The sequence below is a fragment of the Lacticaseibacillus baoqingensis genome (genome assembly GCF_003946165.1).
GTDB lineage: Bacteria > Bacillota > Bacilli > Lactobacillales > Lactobacillaceae > Lacticaseibacillus > Lacticaseibacillus baoqingensis.
The window spans coordinates 109,280-125,504 of sequence record NZ_RHOI01000003.1 but is presented as its reverse complement, the minus strand read 5'-3'; the positions used below and the strand labels follow the sequence as shown (position 1 = coordinate 125,504).

General features: G+C 53.5%; 18 protein-coding genes. 9 read left to right on the top strand and 9 right to left on the bottom strand.

What is annotated here, in order from left to right; translation table 11 throughout:
* Nucleotides 1-97: 97 nt before the first annotated feature.
* Together EKM91_RS02095 and EKM91_RS02090 are read right to left on the bottom strand one after the other, a co-directional pair.
* Nucleotides 98-1,396: a sensor histidine kinase gene (locus tag EKM91_RS02095; protein ID WP_125749025.1), complete on the bottom strand. Its 1,299-nt coding sequence runs from the start codon at nt 1,394-1,396 to the stop codon at nt 98-100.
* Nucleotides 1,386-2,084, bottom strand: coding sequence for a response regulator transcription factor (locus tag EKM91_RS02090; RefSeq protein WP_125749022.1), 699 nt, complete (start codon nt 2,082-2,084; stop codon nt 1,386-1,388). The genes EKM91_RS02095 and EKM91_RS02090 overlap by 11 nt, the downstream gene beginning before the upstream one ends.
* A gap of 132 nt (nt 2,085-2,216) precedes the next feature.
* Between EKM91_RS02090 and EKM91_RS02085 the strand changes: the two genes are divergently transcribed.
* Nucleotides 2,217-2,510: a hypothetical protein gene (locus EKM91_RS02085; protein ID WP_125749019.1), complete on the top strand. Its 294-nt coding sequence runs from the start codon at nt 2,217-2,219 to the stop codon at nt 2,508-2,510.
* Here the strand turns inward: EKM91_RS02085 and EKM91_RS02080 are convergent.
* Nucleotides 2,493-3,506 (bottom strand): alcohol dehydrogenase catalytic domain-containing protein, encoded by a 1,014-nt coding sequence (locus EKM91_RS02080; protein WP_125749016.1) that lies wholly within the window; start codon nt 3,504-3,506, stop codon nt 2,493-2,495. The genes EKM91_RS02085 and EKM91_RS02080 overlap by 18 nt on opposite strands.
* Before the next feature lie 90 nt (nt 3,507-3,596).
* Between EKM91_RS02080 and EKM91_RS02075 the strand changes: the two genes are divergently transcribed.
* On the top strand, nt 3,597-3,950 hold the full coding sequence (locus EKM91_RS02075) for a hypothetical protein (RefSeq protein ID WP_125749012.1): 354 nt from the start codon (nt 3,597-3,599) through the stop codon (nt 3,948-3,950).
* Between the two features lie 929 nt (nt 3,951-4,879).
* On the opposite strand, the gene EKM91_RS02070 is transcribed toward EKM91_RS02075, so the two are convergent.
* Together EKM91_RS02070 and EKM91_RS02065 are read right to left on the bottom strand one after the other, a co-directional pair.
* Nucleotides 4,880-5,353: a hypothetical protein gene (locus EKM91_RS02070; protein WP_125749009.1), complete on the bottom strand. Its 474-nt coding sequence runs from the start codon at nt 5,351-5,353 to the stop codon at nt 4,880-4,882.
* Between the two features lie 4 nt (nt 5,354-5,357).
* Complete coding sequence (locus tag EKM91_RS02065) at nt 5,358-6,488, bottom strand: AI-2E family transporter (RefSeq protein ID WP_125749006.1); 1,131 nt, start codon at nt 6,486-6,488, stop codon at nt 5,358-5,360.
* A 254-nt stretch (nt 6,489-6,742) separates the two neighbouring features.
* Here EKM91_RS02065 and EKM91_RS02060 point away from each other — a divergent pair, with 254 nt between their 5' ends.
* The 7 genes from EKM91_RS02060 (at nt 6,743) to lexA (ending at nt 12,077) form a co-directional block, all read left to right on the top strand.
* Nucleotides 6,743-6,940, top strand: coding sequence for a hypothetical protein (locus EKM91_RS02060; RefSeq protein ID WP_125749003.1), 198 nt, complete (start codon nt 6,743-6,745; stop codon nt 6,938-6,940).
* Nucleotides 6,941-7,322: 382 nt separating this feature from the next.
* Nucleotides 7,323-8,165 (top strand): PTS mannose/fructose/sorbose/N-acetylgalactosamine transporter subunit IIC, encoded by an 843-nt coding sequence (locus EKM91_RS02055; protein ID WP_125749000.1) that lies wholly within the window; start codon nt 7,323-7,325, stop codon nt 8,163-8,165.
* Nucleotides 8,158-8,973 (top strand): PTS system mannose/fructose/sorbose family transporter subunit IID, encoded by an 816-nt coding sequence (locus tag EKM91_RS02050; protein WP_125748997.1) that lies wholly within the window; start codon nt 8,158-8,160, stop codon nt 8,971-8,973. Before EKM91_RS02055 ends, EKM91_RS02050 begins: the two co-directional genes overlap by 8 nt.
* A gap of 10 nt (nt 8,974-8,983) precedes the next feature.
* A complete protein-coding gene (locus EKM91_RS02045; RefSeq protein ID WP_125748994.1) occupies nt 8,984-9,460 on the top strand; it encodes a PTS sugar transporter subunit IIB in 477 nt (158 codons plus the stop codon).
* Nucleotides 9,461-9,474: 14 nt separating this feature from the next.
* Complete coding sequence (locus tag EKM91_RS02040; protein WP_225419431.1) at nt 9,475-10,326, top strand: MurR/RpiR family transcriptional regulator; 852 nt, start codon at nt 9,475-9,477, stop codon at nt 10,324-10,326.
* Nucleotides 10,327-11,217 (top strand): N-acetylmuramic acid 6-phosphate etherase, encoded by an 891-nt coding sequence (murQ, locus tag EKM91_RS02035; RefSeq protein ID WP_274379967.1) that lies wholly within the window; start codon nt 10,327-10,329, stop codon nt 11,215-11,217.
* Between the two features lie 233 nt (nt 11,218-11,450).
* Complete coding sequence (lexA, locus tag EKM91_RS02030; RefSeq protein WP_125748988.1) at nt 11,451-12,077, top strand: transcriptional repressor LexA; 627 nt, start codon at nt 11,451-11,453, stop codon at nt 12,075-12,077.
* A gap of 64 nt (nt 12,078-12,141) precedes the next feature.
* On the opposite strand, the gene EKM91_RS02025 is transcribed toward lexA, so the two are convergent.
* The 4 genes from EKM91_RS02025 to EKM91_RS02010 all read right to left on the bottom strand — a co-directional run bounded on the left by EKM91_RS02025 (nt 12,142) and on the right by EKM91_RS02010 (nt 16,115).
* On the bottom strand, nt 12,142-13,893 hold the full coding sequence (locus EKM91_RS02025; protein WP_125748986.1) for a hypothetical protein: 1,752 nt from the start codon (nt 13,891-13,893) through the stop codon (nt 12,142-12,144).
* The gene (locus EKM91_RS02020; RefSeq protein WP_164508417.1) at nt 13,877-14,845 is read right to left on the bottom strand and encodes a WxL protein host-binding domain-containing protein; all 969 of its coding nucleotides are present in this window, start codon (nt 14,843-14,845) and stop codon (nt 13,877-13,879) included. The genes EKM91_RS02025 and EKM91_RS02020 overlap by 17 nt, the downstream gene beginning before the upstream one ends.
* A gap of 65 nt (nt 14,846-14,910) precedes the next feature.
* A complete protein-coding gene (locus EKM91_RS02015) occupies nt 14,911-15,498 on the bottom strand; it encodes a WxL domain-containing protein (RefSeq protein WP_164508416.1) in 588 nt (195 codons plus the stop codon).
* A 155-nt stretch (nt 15,499-15,653) separates the two neighbouring features.
* Nucleotides 15,654-16,115 (bottom strand): hypothetical protein, encoded by a 462-nt coding sequence (locus tag EKM91_RS02010; RefSeq protein WP_125748976.1) that lies wholly within the window; start codon nt 16,113-16,115, stop codon nt 15,654-15,656.
* Nucleotides 16,116-16,225 lie beyond the last annotated feature (110 nt).

Here is a 16,225-nt window from a genome sequence, read left to right as displayed (position 1 = left end):
AAGCAACAAAAACGCCTCAGGACCGCGATTCGTGTTTAGAATCGTAGCCCCGAGGCGTTTGTGCTATGGCGAAAACCGCTTGGTGGCTCAGCTTGTTTTAGCCAAGCTTAGGGATGCGCGGGAACTTAGCCGTGAAAACGGCGCCATGCGGCTGGACGTCTTGAACCGTCAGTTTGCCGTGATGGGCCAAAACGATCCATTGGCCGATAGCTAAGCCTAAGCCGGAACCGCCGGTTTGGCGGTTGCGGCTGGGATCGCTGCGGTAAAAGCGCTCGAAGATGTGGGCTTTGTCTGCAGGCGTGATCGTTGGGCCGGAGTTGCCGACGCTCAAGGACCAGTCGTTGTTGGTCACGCTGACCTTGACCCAAACTGCATCGCCTTGAGCGGTGTATTTGAACGCATTGTCTAATAACAAGACCATCAGCTGATGGAGCCTTTCCCCATCAAATAAGGCGTTGCCATCAGCAGGCAAGTCGCTGGTGAAGTGCTTGGCTTGGCTGGCGGCGATGTCGGCATAAGGCTGTAAGACCTTGGTGAAATATGCCTTGAGGTCATGCGGCTGAATATCAAGCTCTTGGGCATTGCTGTCGGCTTTGGCGATGGTCAGCAAGTCGCCGGTCAATTGCCGCAAACGCTTAGTCTCTGCCAGGCTGGTGGCGATGGCTTCGGTTTGGTCGATGATCTTGGCATTGGGTTTGGTCAGCAGCGCTTCTTGTTGACTTTGGATCACTGCCAGCGGTGCGCGCAGTTCATGCGCCGCATTGGCGACGAAGTCTTGTTGGTGTTGCCAAGCGACCACCACCGGCTGCAAAGAGCGATTGGCCAACCAATAAGACAACGCCAATGACAGCAGCCAAAACACTACCATGGTCAAGATCAAGGCTTGGCGGAAGGTTTGCAAGGCAAACATTTGCGAGTCGATGTTTTGCACGATCATCACGAAATGGCCGGCATGGGAGGCGTTTTTGGCGGCTTTAGGGATCTTGATCAACAGGGTCCGGAAAGTCCCGCTGGCGGTAGTCAAGGTGCGCTTTTGATTGAGGTCGGCTTTATTCAAGCGCAAGTATTGCAAGTAGGCATACGCGTCTTGGCCGATGCGCGCTTTGTTGCTGATCTTGCCTTGGTTATTGAACACGACTACCATGGTGCGAAAAGGCGTCGGGTCATTGGTTTGCGGTTTGCCGGAGCGCAAGGGATTCCCATTGTTGAGCGGCTGTTTGTCGTTGTAAAGGTGCGTCTTTTTTTCCACCAAGGTTTGATCGACGTCGTGATAAACGGTGCGGTCATAGATGAAATACACGATCAATCCCAGCGCGATGAACAAACCGGCAAAAGCCAGCAGTTGGCTGGTGAATAAACGGCGGCGCTGGCTTTCGATCGCAGGATCATTCTTCATTGATTGCCTCGCTTTGTAAGATATACCCAACACTTCTGATCGTTTTGATCATGTTTTCGGCTGGGGTCTGGCGCAGTTTCTTGCGCAGGTTCGACATATACACTTCCACCACCGAAATCGCCGTGTCAGAGTCAAACCCCCACAGGCGATCAAAGATCTGGTCTTTGGTAATGATGGTATCGGCGTTTTGGAGTAAGTAAACCAACAGATCATATTCTTTGCCATTCAAGATCACCGCCGAATCGTTGACACTAACCGTGTGGTTGGCTAAGTCAAGGGTGATCGGCGGGCATTGCAAGACATTGTCTAAGGCTAATTTGCCGGTGCGCTTGAGCAAGGCCTTCAGCCGCATCACCAATTCTTCGCGGTGAAACGGCTTGGTCAAATAATCATCGCCGCCAAGCGTAAAGCCGCGCAGCTTATCGGCCAGCGCATCTTTGGCAGTGAGGATCAATACCGGAGTTTGCACTTGTTTGGCCCGCAACGTCTTCAACAGATCAAACCCGTTGAGCTCTGGCAGCATGATGTCTAACACAATGGCGTCATAGATCGCTTGTTCTGCCATGAACGCACCATCGGTTCCGGTCAAAGCAGCGTCTGCATCGGCAAAGTCCGAAACGAACCCGACAATGCTTTGATTCAAATTCGGGTCGTCTTCAATGACCAAGAGCTTAGGCTTATCTGGCAATGTCTGCACCTCATTTCAATTACAATCATATCCCCACAACCCTAAACCAAGCTTAAAAACTGGTTACGGCTTGCACATCCTTCATGAAATCGCTACATTTAATGCAGACGGGTTTTTTTGGGAGGGAAAGTTATGGAGCCAACAGAAGCGATCACGCGGCTGCAAAAAGCCGAAGGGGCGAACTTGATCATGGAAAAAGGCTACATCACCGAGCGTGATGAACCAGCAATGATGGACAAAGACTGGAGCGCCGATTATCTCTTGCAAGTCAACGACGAACTGCGCTTGCGCAGCTTGACGCAGCGCGCAATCATTGAAAAATTCAACTATTATATGGGCGATGGTGTGATCATTTATGATCCCAAGCGGATGACGCAAGCCGATGCCAAGCGGACCTTGCGCTATGCGTTAGGCTTCCATAAGTAAGCACAGCTTGCCATGGGTGTGCCCGGCTTCCAATTGTTGCGTGGCCGTCAACAAATTAGCCAAAGTCAGCGGCCAAGTCTGCGTAACGCTGGCCGTCAGCTGCCCAGCTTGATATAAGTTGGCCAATTGCGTCAAGATCTGGCGTGTCGAGGCGACTTGCACCCCAAAATCTGACTTGGTGAACATATATTCTTGATCAAAGCTGGCCGCTTTTGGTTTCAACGCCGCCAAGTCTAATGGGTCAGTCGGTGTAACGATAGTCGCCACATGGCCCAGCGGGGCGATCAAGGTCGCCGCCGCTTGGATGTATGGCGCCGGGGCATAAAGAATCGCGACGCCATCGACAAACTGGGTGTGGGCTTGGACCGCTTGGACGATATCAGCATGATAATCCAAGGGATGATCAACGCCATGGGCCAACAACCAATCAAAGTGCTGGGGGCTGGCGGTGGCATACACGGTTAAGCCTGCCCAATGTGCCAGCTGCGTGAGCATTGATCCGACGCCGCCGGCACCATTGATCACCAAGACGCTTTGGCCGCTGTTGGCATCAGCTTGCGGGGTGAAGCCCATTTTCTCAAACAACAGCTCCCAAGCCGTCAACCCGACCAAAGGCAAGGCGGCCAAGTCGGCGGCAGGTGCAGCAGCTGGGGCGTTGGCGACTAAGGCAGCGGGGACACTTTGATAATGTTGATAACTGCCTGGGCGCTTAGTGGTGCCTGAGTACAGCACGCGCTGGCCCACCTTGAACGCCGTCACATCACGGCCAACGGCAGACACGATGCCGACGCCATCATAGCCGAAAATCACTGGTTCAGTTTGCGCTGGGAGTGCGGCGCGGCGTTTGGTGTCGATCGGGTTAAGAGCAGTCGCTTCTAGTTGGACCACGACGTCATCAACATCAGGGGTCGGGATCGGCAAGGTGATCTCGGTGAAGCAATCTGGATCAGTCGCTGGTTTTGCGCCATTAGCGGCATAGGCAATATTTTCAGACACACACACCACTCCTTAAGATTATGATAGCCTTAGTGTAATCCAATCCAGTTTTCTGGTAAACTGAGACAAAACAAACTGAGAGGCGTTTTCATGTCACATGCAAAAAAAGGTCACGCATACGGCCTGTTCTTCCTATTATTATTGGCAGCCATTCTTTTTGGCGCCATTGGCTGGTTTGTGATCCATCCGCAAACGGTACTGGCGATGGCGACTACCGTCAGTCTAGGCGTCGGCTTGGCCGTGGGCATTTGGCTGCTGATCGGCTTAGACGCGAGTTGCCAAACTAAGCGCGGGCGTTTTTTGGTGGACTTGATCATCGGCGGGGCCATGATGGCGTTGATCTACGTCTTTATGTTGGGCATCGTATTCGATGGGATCTTTACCTTCGGCGCGATTGGGATCGTGGTGGTGTTGGCGCTATTGTTTTCACTGCGGCAGATCTAAAGCGAACATTAAAGTTGGAGGCGGCTGAACCAGTCGTCGCCAACTTTTTTTTGCGGTGAAAAAACGTGTGCCAATGAGCAACCGCCAGCGGCAAATGAGGGTACCTGCTGCTGGAAGAAAACGCAGCATATATAATCAGTAAATAATGGTGTCAAGATATATCGAATGATCCTTTTATTAACTGGTCTGAATCGTGACGAAACCCGCTAAGTCTAACGATTTATTTATATTCTCCAGGCAGTGGGATTAGCGGTTAAAAAAGTTTTGCGAAAGGGTTTACATTAACGGCAAAGCGTGGTATCTTGATCACGATCATGTGGCTGGGTATGGTGGTGCGCACTCCATAAGTTTTCCCAGACATCAACGGTGGGGCAGCCAGCCGGGGCAACCTGGGCCTCACACACGCTAAGGGGTACATCCCGAAGATGGCCTGGAAAGACTCGGGCAAGGGCGAGACACTGGCGTACCACCCTCAAAGCAGGATCAAACCTGCCAAGAGGTCAAAACGGCCAAGCCCTGAGCGCAAACTCAGGCATCGTATCCCAACAAACCGCGGTCCGGCAACCGCGCCTTGCACCTAAAGGAATCGCCCGAGACACGTCAGCACACACTGGACGTGTCTTTGTCGTGAGAGCGTGACTAATCGCGCTTTTAGGGGTGTAGGTAAGGCAGCCTGGGTGCGTCGCGGCACGCGACGTGACCGGGCTGCCTTACCTGCGACCCCGCTGCGATTAGGAGCGCGTTTAGTCAGAGCGTGACCCAAGGCGCACTTAGGGGGTTGGGCTAATAGGGCGTGGCGGCAGTCGGCGCAGCCGGCGGACGACGCGAGCGATTAGCACGCACCCCCGTTGCCTTGGAAAGCGCGTTTACCCAAGCAAACGGCGGCAAAACCATTAAATTGGTTTTGCCGCCGTTTTGTTTGCTGCGAGTTATTGCACGTGTTGGATCGTGATCGCGACGTCTTCTGGCAAGCGTGGACGAATGGTTTGGATCAGGCTTTCCAGATCGCTGCGGAAGGTCAAGCGCACAAAGCGGCGCGGCTTGAGGTTGAAAATCGCGATCACTAATTGCCGGCCATTGGGCAATGACAGCGGGGTCAATGTGATGCCTGCCAGCTTGGTATACGGGATCACCCGTGAAAAGACGCCTGTGGCGATGACGCGAGTGGGCGTCAGCCCACTGGCACCAGAAAGCACCACTAAGGTGATGAATGTCGCCATTAAGATAATGTAAGGCAGGTTGCTGATGCCAGCCGTCACAAACCACATGGCGAGCACCGCCGCAAAGAAAACTTGGAAGGTGGCATAACCGGCATGGATGTCGATTTGACTATGGCGATACAGCAAGTACCCGCCGTAAGCTAAGAAAGCGACATCTAAAGGGATCAAAATTGTATTGAGCATTAAGTTACTCCTTTGTTTCTTCATAGAGGCCGGACACCTGTTGGTACCAGCTGAAAAAGCGCGTGACGACGATCTTGATCACGGCAAACCCGGGGATGCCTAAGATCACTCCGGCTAAACCGAAAAGATTGCCTGCAGTCAACAACACGATGACGATCGTGATCGGGTGCATGGCCAGTTTAGAGCCCATCACCAGTGGCGAGATCAATTGCGTCTCTAACAACCATTCGACAAAAAAGGTGATGATCACCGCGATCAGCATTTTGGGACTGGTGACCGCCCCGACGATCAGCGCCGGCACCATTGCCAGGGCTGACCCAAAATAAGGGATCAGATTCAGCGGGCCGGCGATCAGGCCTAAAACCAAGGCAAAGCGCAACCCGATCAGCGAGTAGCCCACCATGAAAATGAGCGCCACTGCCATGGCGACAGTCAGCTGGCCTTGAACATAAGAGCCGACTTTGGCATTCATTTCATGCAGCATTTGATGGATACTGGCCCGCAACTTGACTGGAAACAACGCCACGAGCTTCGGCGCAAATTCGTCGCCATCTTTAAGCATAAAAAACAAGATGATCGGCGCGGTCGCTACGGTGACCACCACGTTGCCGACAATACCGACGAGATTTTGCAGTTGGGCGACGGTGCTGGCGGCAAGCGTGCCTCTTTTATCATTGATCGCCGTCATCAACTCATTGCCGATCTGTTCAAGATCACGCTGCGAGATCAAGTCTTGATGATCATTCAAATCGATCAGCCAAGTGGTGAAGTCATGCCAGTAAGTCGGATACGATTGTAAAATATTCGTAAACTGGCGCTCGACCGTCGGGACAAACTTCAACACCGCGATGATCAATAGGGCCAACACCGCCAGCAACACGATGGCGATCGCCCACACGCGCTTTACACCAAAGCGCGTTAGGCGGATCACCAAGGGGTTCAATAGGTAAAATAAAACACCCGCGAAGATAAAAGGCGGTGCAACCACGCGCAAAAACGCCATGACCGGTTCAAAGACCCAGGCGATCTTAGTGAATACCCACACGACCAGTAAGACCAACAGTAAGTTGAGGATCGCAGTGGTGAACTTACTATTTAAGAAGCGACGGTAGAACCAAGACGCTTTTTTCTCCATACAGGCCTCCTTATCTTTACTTCTTTATCATACCTAAACCGGTCTCAATATGCGAATTTCCTTATGTGGGTGTTATGTAATGACAATGTTTACATTCAAATTGATGTAAGCGCTGTCTAAATTTATCATTTTAGTAAACGCCGATACAAAGGCCTCGAATGTAAAATTAATGTATAATTTGGCTTTACAAACCGGAAAATTCCTGTATACTAAGGGTCATAGTTAACCGAGTCCGGTGGAAGGGAGTGTCATCAATGGCATCAATCGATATTATGAAGTGGAGTTTACGGGTCCTAGTGGTGTTGACTGTGGTGTTGATGTTGACACATCTAGCCACACTGGGAATTTTATTATTAGCAGTCGACGTGCATCTTGGCGTGTTTTACGCCATGACGCGCAACAAGTGTGATCGGCGGCAATTGAAACACATTCCCGTCACCCACCGCATGTAACCAAACACTGGGCTGAATTCGCCCATGACACGGCGCCTTGGACCACGATTTGTTTTTGCAGATCGCGGGTTCAAGGCGTTTTTTTTGGCGCCAAAAATAACAACCGCGCCGGCCCGGCTTGGCCATTGATGCTGGCGGCATCGCCTGGACGCATTGCGCCTGGGGGTAAATATAAAATAATCATTTGGACTAGGTGTGAATCTCGTCAGTAAATGCACGATGGCAAGGGATGATGTGAGAATAGCGAACATTGGTATAGGCTAATTTGAAATGTGATTACGTTAATGTCTGTAAATGATTTTTGTTACGCAAAACCGTTGCAAAGTGAATCGCTTTCAATTACACTATCGGTGTACTCAAAAATTATTTAGGAGGACTTATCATGGTCTCATTAGTCGTGATTTTTGCATTGAGCTTGTATGTCGCGATCGCCGTGTTGGATCAGATCTCGATTCAAATCGGCCCTTATTCCCCAATCTTCGGCGGTGCGGTGACAGGCTTGATCATGGGAGATCTCAAAACCGGCTTGATCGTCGGGGCGACCTTGCAGTTGATGACGTTAGGGGTGGCCACTTATGGCGGCGCGACGGTGCCAGACTTTTTGACCGGCTCGATCATGGGGACTGCTTATGCGATCATTGCCGGCAAAGGGGCTGAATACGGCATCGGCCTGGCGGTGCCAATCGGCTTGCTGTTGACGCAGCTGGATATTTTGGCGCGGATGGCGAACATGTTCTTCCAACACCGCGCGGATCGCTTCGCTGCGCAAGGCAATTACAAAGGCGTCGAGCGGCAAAACGTCTGGGGCATGATCCCGTGGATCTTGTCGCGGGTGATCCCAGTCGTCGTTGGGCTGGTCTTTGGCCAAACCGTGGTCAATGCCATCAACCAATTCATCCCGCAATGGTTCATGTCCGGGCTGAAGGCGGCCGGCATGATCTTACCGGCAATGGGGATCGCGATCTTGATGCGGTATCTGCCATTGAAATCGTTTTGGCCATTTTTCATCATTGGCTTTACCTTCATGGCATACTTCTCCAAGTCCATCACGATTTTAGGCGTCGCTTTGATCGGGTTGGCCATGGCAGGGTTATACATGATGTTTGCTGAAAAAGGCAACGCCCAACCAGCGCCAGCTGCTGCGCCAACGCCGGCACCGACACCAGGCGCGCCAGTGGCCCATGAAGATCTGTATGCAGACGAGGAGGTCGAGATCAATGACTAAGCTAGACAAACGCGACATCAGCAAAGTATATTGGCGCAATATTTTCGGCCTGCAATGGGGCTGGAACTATGAACGGATGCAAGGGTTAGGCTACTCTTGGGTGATGATGCCGGTCTTGAAGAAGTTGTACAAAGATAAGCCTGAAGAAATGAAAAAGGCCTTGCAGACCCACTTAGGCTATTTCAACACCAGCCAGCCGATGTCGCATTTGATCATCGGGGCGGATATTGGGATCGAAGAGCAAACCGGGATGCAAGATGAAGAAGCCATCGTCGGGTTGAAAACCGGGTTGATGGGGCCGCTGGCGGGGGTCGGCGATACCTTATTCCTGGCGATCTATCGGACCATCGTCTTTTCGATCTCCGCTTATATGGCGCTTTCCGGTTCTGCAGTCGGGCTGTTGCTGCCGATCGTCGGCGGGATCTTGCTGTTGTGGCTGCGCCGGTGGTTCACTACCGTCGGGTATGTGCAAGGGGCGAAGTTAGCCACTGAATTTGCCACGCAAATGAAGTTGTTGACCAATGCCGCGTCGATCCTTGGGCTGACTGTGGTCGGGGCGTTGATCCCGTCTGTGATCACGTACACCTTGGATCTGAAGTACAAGATGGGCAAGGTCACCTTGAACGCGCAAGACATGTTGAACCAGATCTTGCCTGGGCTTTTGCCTTTGGCGATCGTCTTGCTGTCATATTGGCTATTGGGTAAGAAGTCGATGAATTCAACGAAGCTGATTTTTGTCTTGATCGCTTTAGGGATGGTTTTAGGCAATCTCAGCGGGATCTTCGGCTGGCTCGGCGGCTTATTCTAAGGAGGGAATCATGGCTATTATTCATGCTCGAGTAGATGAACGGCTGATCCATGGCCAAGTGGCAGCGGTGTGGACGCGTATCACCAATGCCCAGCGGATCGCAGTCGTCAATGATGCCGCAGTGCACGATGACATGCAGATCGGGGCGTTAAAATTAGCCCGGCCCACAGGGGTGAAGCTGGTGATCGCATCGGTGCGGCGCGCTTTGATCACGTTGACCGATGGCAAATATGCGGATGAGCGCGTTTTCTTGTTGACCAAAACGATCCAAGATATGCGCGCGTTGGTGGATGGCGGCGTGAAGCTCACCACCGTCAATATCGGCAATGTGGCGCCGCATGATGACGCTAAGCAGATCAAGCCGTCGGTGTATCTCAATGATGCCGATGTGGCCGATATCAAAGCGATGATCGCTGCTGGCGTGAAGGTCACCGCGCAAATGGTACCAACTGAAAGTGATGCCGACATCACCACGATGTTGAAGTAAGCGGGTGAGGACTTATCCTTTTTGATCGGATCCAACAACAATACCGCGACATGAGCCGCAAACAACAACAGATCGCCGATTTCATGCGGGCGCATCCTGAAGCATTCATCGATACGTCCAGCCATGAATTGGAAGCCAAAGTCGGCGCGTCAGCCGCCACGATCATTCGCTTCGCCCAATTTTTAGGGTATTCAGGGATGGACGAAATGCGGGTGTACCTGGCACAGCAGATCCAACATGACGAACACACCGTGGAATTAGCGTTGGCGCCTGCAGATACTGGCACCAGCATCGAAAATAAGGTCTTACAATTGTACCGCGATGCCACCGAAAGCCTCAAAGAAACTTTGGACGCCGCCCAACTCGAGCAGGCTTATGCGCAGTTGCAACACGCCCAGCGGATCTTCATTTTAGGCGTGGGCACCAGCGGGTTGATCGCGTATGACTTGTATCATCGCCTCAATCGCTATGGGTTGACGACTTTTTATGAAACCGATGCGCATATGAACTTGGAGTTTTCCTTGCAAAGCGGGCCGGATGACGTGGTGTTGGCCTTGTCTTATTCCGGGTTGACGCGCGAAGTGACGATCGGCGCAGAATCGGCGCATCAACGCCACACGCCAGTGATCAGTATTTGCAGCGACTCGTCCTCGCCGCTGGCAAAAGTTTCTGATACTTGGTTGCAGATCCCGCAAACGGAGCATTTGGTGCGCTTGGCGGCAGTGGCTTCGCGGGCGCATACGATGTTGGTGTGCGACATGTTGTTTGCCGGGATCGTCAAAGACCAGCTGCCGGCGATGCAAGCGACGATCGTCGACTCTAACCGGCTGGTGTCGCAATTGAAAGCAACAGATAATCGAAAGTAGGTGGCAGACTTGGCTCAATTAACGACAGAAGCGCGCAATCCGCAAACCATGCACATCGATCAACTCGATGGCAGCGGGATCGCCGCTTTGATCAATCAAGAAGATGCGAAAGTGGCGGCTGCCGTCGCCACGCAAAATACTCAGATCGGCCAAGCGATCGACGCGATCGCCGACCGCTTTCGCCAAGGCGGGCGCATCATTTATATGGGGGCAGGCACTTCTGGGCGGCTGGGGGCCCTTGATGCCATTGAATTGACCCCGACTTACAGTGTGCCGCCAACGCGGGCGTTTGGCTTATTGGCAGGCGGTCAAGACGCGATGTTCAAGGCGGTTGAAGGCGCAGAGGATTCTAAAGCACTGGCGATCAATGACCTCAAAGCCCATGCGTTGACGGCTTTGGATGTTGTGATCGGCATTGCTGCCAGCGGCCGCACGCCTTATACGATCGGGGCTTTGGAATATGCCAATACCGTTGGCGCTTTGACCGTGTCATTGACGTGCAATGCCGATAACGACATGATGCATATTGCCCAAATCGCCATCAGTCCAGTGGTAGGCCCTGAAGTGGTGACCGGCTCGACGCGGATGAAATCCGGCACGGCACAAAAGCTGGTGTTGAACACGATCTCGACTGGCGTGATGATCAAGATGGGTTATGTCTATGAGAATTTGATGATCAATGTCCAGCCGACGAATGAAAAACTGGTCCACCGGGCGATCGGGATCTTGCAACAAGTCTTGCAAATCGATGCCCAAGCAGCGACGGCGCTGTTGGCTCAAGCCGACAATAACGTGCCGGCAGCCATCGTGATGCACCGGCGGCAAGTGGATTTAAAGCAAGCCCAAGCCTTGTTGGCCACCAATGACAATCGTGTCGGCCAAATCATCTAAAAGCATCAGCAGGTTTGCCTCAGAATTTTGAGGCAAACCTGCTGTTTTTTTTGCCGGCGCAGAGATTTTTGGCGAGCGGGGCCGCGATCCGCTATTTTTCGGCAGCAAAGCGCATAAAAACGCGTCTTAAGTGTTGCAAACAGGCGTTCGTGCTGTTAGACTAAATATAAATAGAAACCGGTGTAACACCGGACGCCTAAAGGATTTTTAGGCGTGAGAAAGGAATGGCCGTCATGCCGACTCAAGCCAGTCAGAAACGATGGAAACAGATCCTCAATACCATCCATGAATCGATTCAGTCCCGCGGCTATCCGCCAACCGTGCGCGAGATCGGCGCCGCCGTCGGGTTATCCAGTTCCAGTACGGTTGCGGCCTATCTTGAACGTCTTTTGGATGAAGGCTATATCGCCAAGGACCCGGCTAAGCCGCGGACATTAGAGATCACCGCGGCTGGACGCGACTTCATCGGCATTACGCATGAAGGCATCCCGATCGTCGGGACCGTAGCCGCTGGGGTGCCGATCACCGCGATCGAAAACATCGAAGATTACTTCCCGGTGCCAGATGATCTCGCCTATGACGCCGATGAACTGTTCATGTTGCGGGTGCAAGGGAATTCCATGATCAAGATCGGAATCTTGAATGGTGATCAGATCATCGTCAAGAAACAAGAATCCGCGGAAAACGGCCAGATCGTGGTGGCCATGACCGAAGATAATGAAGCCACCGTCAAGCGTTTTTACAAAGAAGACGGGCACATCCGCTTGCATCCTGAAAACGACAGTATGGCAGATATGTATTTCGATGCCGTCGTGGTGTTAGGCGTTGTCGTCAGTTTATACCGTCCGGCCTTGGTTTAACCTCATCGCGGCATGCGCCACGCAAAAACAGCAGCTATCATATTGATAGCTGCTGTTTTTAGGTTTATGGCAACGCGTCTGCTGGCACATTAGCGGCAAGCGTCCATTCAATGGCGGCGTGATAATCACCAGCAGCGGTGGCAGCCGTCGGCGTCAGCAACAGCTGTGGGCGTTGCTGATACTCGGCGACAGTCATGCTGGTCAACACTTGTGCCGGCCCGTTGAGCGGCAAAGGCGTTTGATTGATGCGCAAGGCAAAAGGAAAGGCTTGGTCGCTGTGCAAGCGCGCGCTTAACGTCCAATGCGGCTGGTCATGGGTGTCGGTGATCGTTAGCGGCTGGTCAGGCTGCAGCGCTTGTGGCGTGTGGTCGTAGACATCCAGCGACGTCATTTGCCAATGGAGGGTTTCTGGGACGCTTTCTAAATTGAGGCTGCCAGGATCAGGCGCAATGGCCACGCTGGCGTAATTAGAAGTGATCGTTGCTTCATGGCCGGCGATGATCGCCTTGAGTTCCAGTTGGAGGATCATGGGCGTTCCGTTGGCGGTGGCTTGGGTCAGTTTTTGCAATAAGCTGCCTGGTTTGGTGAGCGTAAAGGCGACGGCTTGATCACTGAGGGTGTTGGTTTCACCAGCGGCGTTGATGACCCCTGCATAGGCATTGAGGGTTTGTTTGCCATTTTCATCGCGGACCAATTGCCCATTGCCTAAGCGCGTTGACGGGTAAAGGTGCCAATGGTATTCCCATGTGGCTGGGGGATAATTGGCGGCGGCGGCCGTCAGCCCTTGGGTGCTGTGCGTTAAGCCAGTCGCCGGGATGGCGGCCATGGTGGTGGAAATGGCCGCCAAGCCGCCAACGGCGATCGTTTTGGCTTGGGGGATGCCGGCGCCAGTCGCAGATAAGGTGTCATTCAAGCCTGGAGTAGTCGGCGATTGGTTGATCAGCGTCGGGATCGACGCGTGCAAGCCGATGACATCCCCTTGTGCTTGGGACAGCTTGATCCGGTTCAACAAGATCCGCCAAGAAACGGTTGCCGTCGCGTCTGCTGGGGTGAAAATGGCCCGCGCTTGGGCATCTGGGAGGGCGCCAGTCGTTGGGAAAATGACGTCTGGCGCTTGGATCGTCAGCTGTTCGGCGGTTTGCGTCACCATGAGGCGCGTTGGTGCGGTGGCCACGGCATGGTTCGCCGAATAATACTGGAAAAAGTACACCCCGCCGATTGTAGGCGTGAAGTGGAACCCAATTGGGATATCATATTGAAAGCCGCCGAGTTGCGCGGTGTGGGCTTCACGGTACACTTCTTGGGCTTGATAAGGCGTCTGTGGCGCCACGCGCCAGATGATCAGCTCAAACTTCACGTCTTGCCACAAGTCTTGCAGCATCGTGCGGTGATACGTGGCGGTAAGATCAAGCGGGGTGTTGGCTTTGACGGTCATGGAACCGCCGCTGTGAGTCGCTGGCGTAAAGCCAATGTGGTCATAATCGCCTGGCGGGGTCTGGGCATAGCGGTTAGGGCGCCATTGGGAGACTTGCGCATAATTAAGGTCTGGCAAGCTGGCGGCATGTACCGCCTGCGGGGCTGCCACCATCCCCAGCGCCGATAACCCGAGCAACCAAGCCAAGCGGCGCAGCCATTGGCGGTGGCGGCGGGTGAGCCCTGCGATGATCAGCACCAGCAGCAATAAGCCATAACCGATCAACCAATGATCACTGGCGGCACCAAGCGCTGGCAGCGCGGCCGCCTCCGGGGGCAAAAGCTGGCCAGGCGCAACTGTGCCGCCTGCACCGCTCACATAAAGGTTAAGCGCGGTGGTCATGACGAGGCCTCCTTAATAACAGCCAAACGATTACTGCAACCAAGGCCGCGACTAAGGCGATCAGCCCATAGACCCACCATGGCAAGGCGGCCGCAGTCGGCTTGGCCGCGGCTGCTTGCGCTTGGGCGGCGGTGATCGTGAAGTGATCACTGAGTTGGTAGTGCTGTTGGCCGGAAGTTAAGCTGACGGCCAGTTGATAGCGGCCTGGCGCCAACTTGGCGGCTGACAGCGGGATGGCTAAGGCCATGATCGCGTTAGGCGCCATTTGGGCTTTGGTCAGTTTTTGGGTGGTCACGACTTTGCCAGCGGCATTACGCACTTGGGCGTTGAGCGTGATCTCGCCGAATAAGCGTGCCGTATGATTGGCTAAGTCGGCACTCACCCGCGCTTTGGCAAAACCGGCTTTGGTCAAGGTCAATTGCGGCCGGGTGGTGATCGCTTGGGCGATGGTCACATCCAGCGGCACCGCCATGGTAAAGCGGTTTTGCAGCGCATTCTGGTTGTTAGTGGCGGGTGCTGCTGCGGTGACGGCAATAGCGCCTAGGCGTTCGCCGACAAACGTGGTCGCTGGCACCGTTAACGTTGCGGTCACCGCTTGGCTGTGGTGAGCCGGGATGGTGACGGTTTTTTGCGGGAAGGTCACCATCGCTGGTAGCAAGGGCCCAGATGTTTTGGTCAGGTGCGCATCAGGCGTGTAGGTCAATTGGCCATTGGCGCTGACGCCGGCGTTTACGACGTTTAGGTGATACGTTTTGGCAGCGGCACTGGTGTTGGTGATGATCACCGAAACATCGCGGTGGTCGCCAGGTTGGGCGCGGAATTTGAAATAGCCTTGTTGTTGATCGGCTTTGGCCGCGGGTTGCAGCGTGAATTCTGCCCCTGCAGCGGCAACTGGTTGCGCCGATTGCCATCCTAATAGCAAGCCGATCAGCACGAGTAATCGGATCAGCATGGATTTTCCCCCTAAAAAAGGGCTGGCCGCAGCGCGTCCAGCCCCACAAACAGCAGGTGTGTGCATTAATTACCCAAGGCGCTGGCAGCAACTGCCGGCGTCAGTGTCCAAGTCAGCTTTGCGACGTAATGATCGCCATCGCTGACGCTGGCGTTAGGGGTCGCCGCTTGCGTCAAGTGCGCGCTGATGGCAGCAGCCGGCAGCGTCAAGGTCCCGCGCTGGCCGTCATAGGCCAAGGCGCCTGGCGTTGCAGCATCAGAGGTCAGCAGTTCGTCGAGGGCTAACACCGTGTTTTTGCCTGTCAGCTGCAGGGTCGACTGCGCCAGTGTCTGCTTGGCGTCGTCAGCTTTGCTAAAAGGCGCCAAGCTGGTGGTCAACGTCCAGCCGCCTTGCAGGTTGGCAGGACGGCCATCGACAATGACTAAGTCTTTATTGGTGGTCAGCTGGTCTTTATCAAAGCCGTTATAGATCTCGACGGCCTTGACGGTGCCGAAATTGAATTCTGGGGCAGATTGCAAGGTCAATTGCCCTGCATCGCCAGGGTCTTGAACCGTCACCACGGCTTCGGTTTCGGCGGCTTTCACAGGGGTGGCTGCCACAGCAGTGCTGCCAAGCAGCAAGGCGGCGGTGAAAAGAAGCGTTGTCAGTTTCAAAAAAATCTCCTCCTGATTGATTTGTCGATTTAGTTTATCAAGCTAAATATCAATAATCAATAGAATGACACAAATATAATTTATAAATGATTTGTGATTATAACTGATAACAATAAAAATAATAAAAAAGCCACTTCATCAGTGGCAGGAAAGACTTATTTAATCGTACTTAAGTCGTCGTTTTTAACGCGGCGATAAACGGGCCCATCAGGCAGTTGCTGGATCGTCGTCGCCGAGCGTTTGACAAACTGCATCGTCCCAGTGGCGGCATGCGGTTGGGCTTGGCCTTTGATGGTGTAGGTGAGCTGGCTGACGGTGATATCAGCGGCAAAGATCCCGGCATCGCTGGTGGTAAAAGTTTGACCAGCAGACCGCGTTTGCACATCCATAAAATAGCCGCTGGTTGACGCCGTAAACACCAACGCCTGTGAGTGATCGGCGCGATCTACAAATGCATGCCCTAATAAGTCAGCCACCTGTGCTTGCAAACGCTTAGAGGCGGAGGCGTGGGAAGCGCGGCTGGAAGCGGCAGGCGTTGGCGCAGGGGCAGCGGCAGGCGGCTTGCGGTGGCAGGCGCTTAAAGTCAAGACAGACAACAGCAAGATCAGATACCGCATCGCATGCCTGCTATATAAAATGTGGAAGAATGTCTAATGACACTAGTAAAGGATTATATTTTTCCTTTCTTAGTTGTACATTCAGTATTTTATTCGATCCCGTTAACACC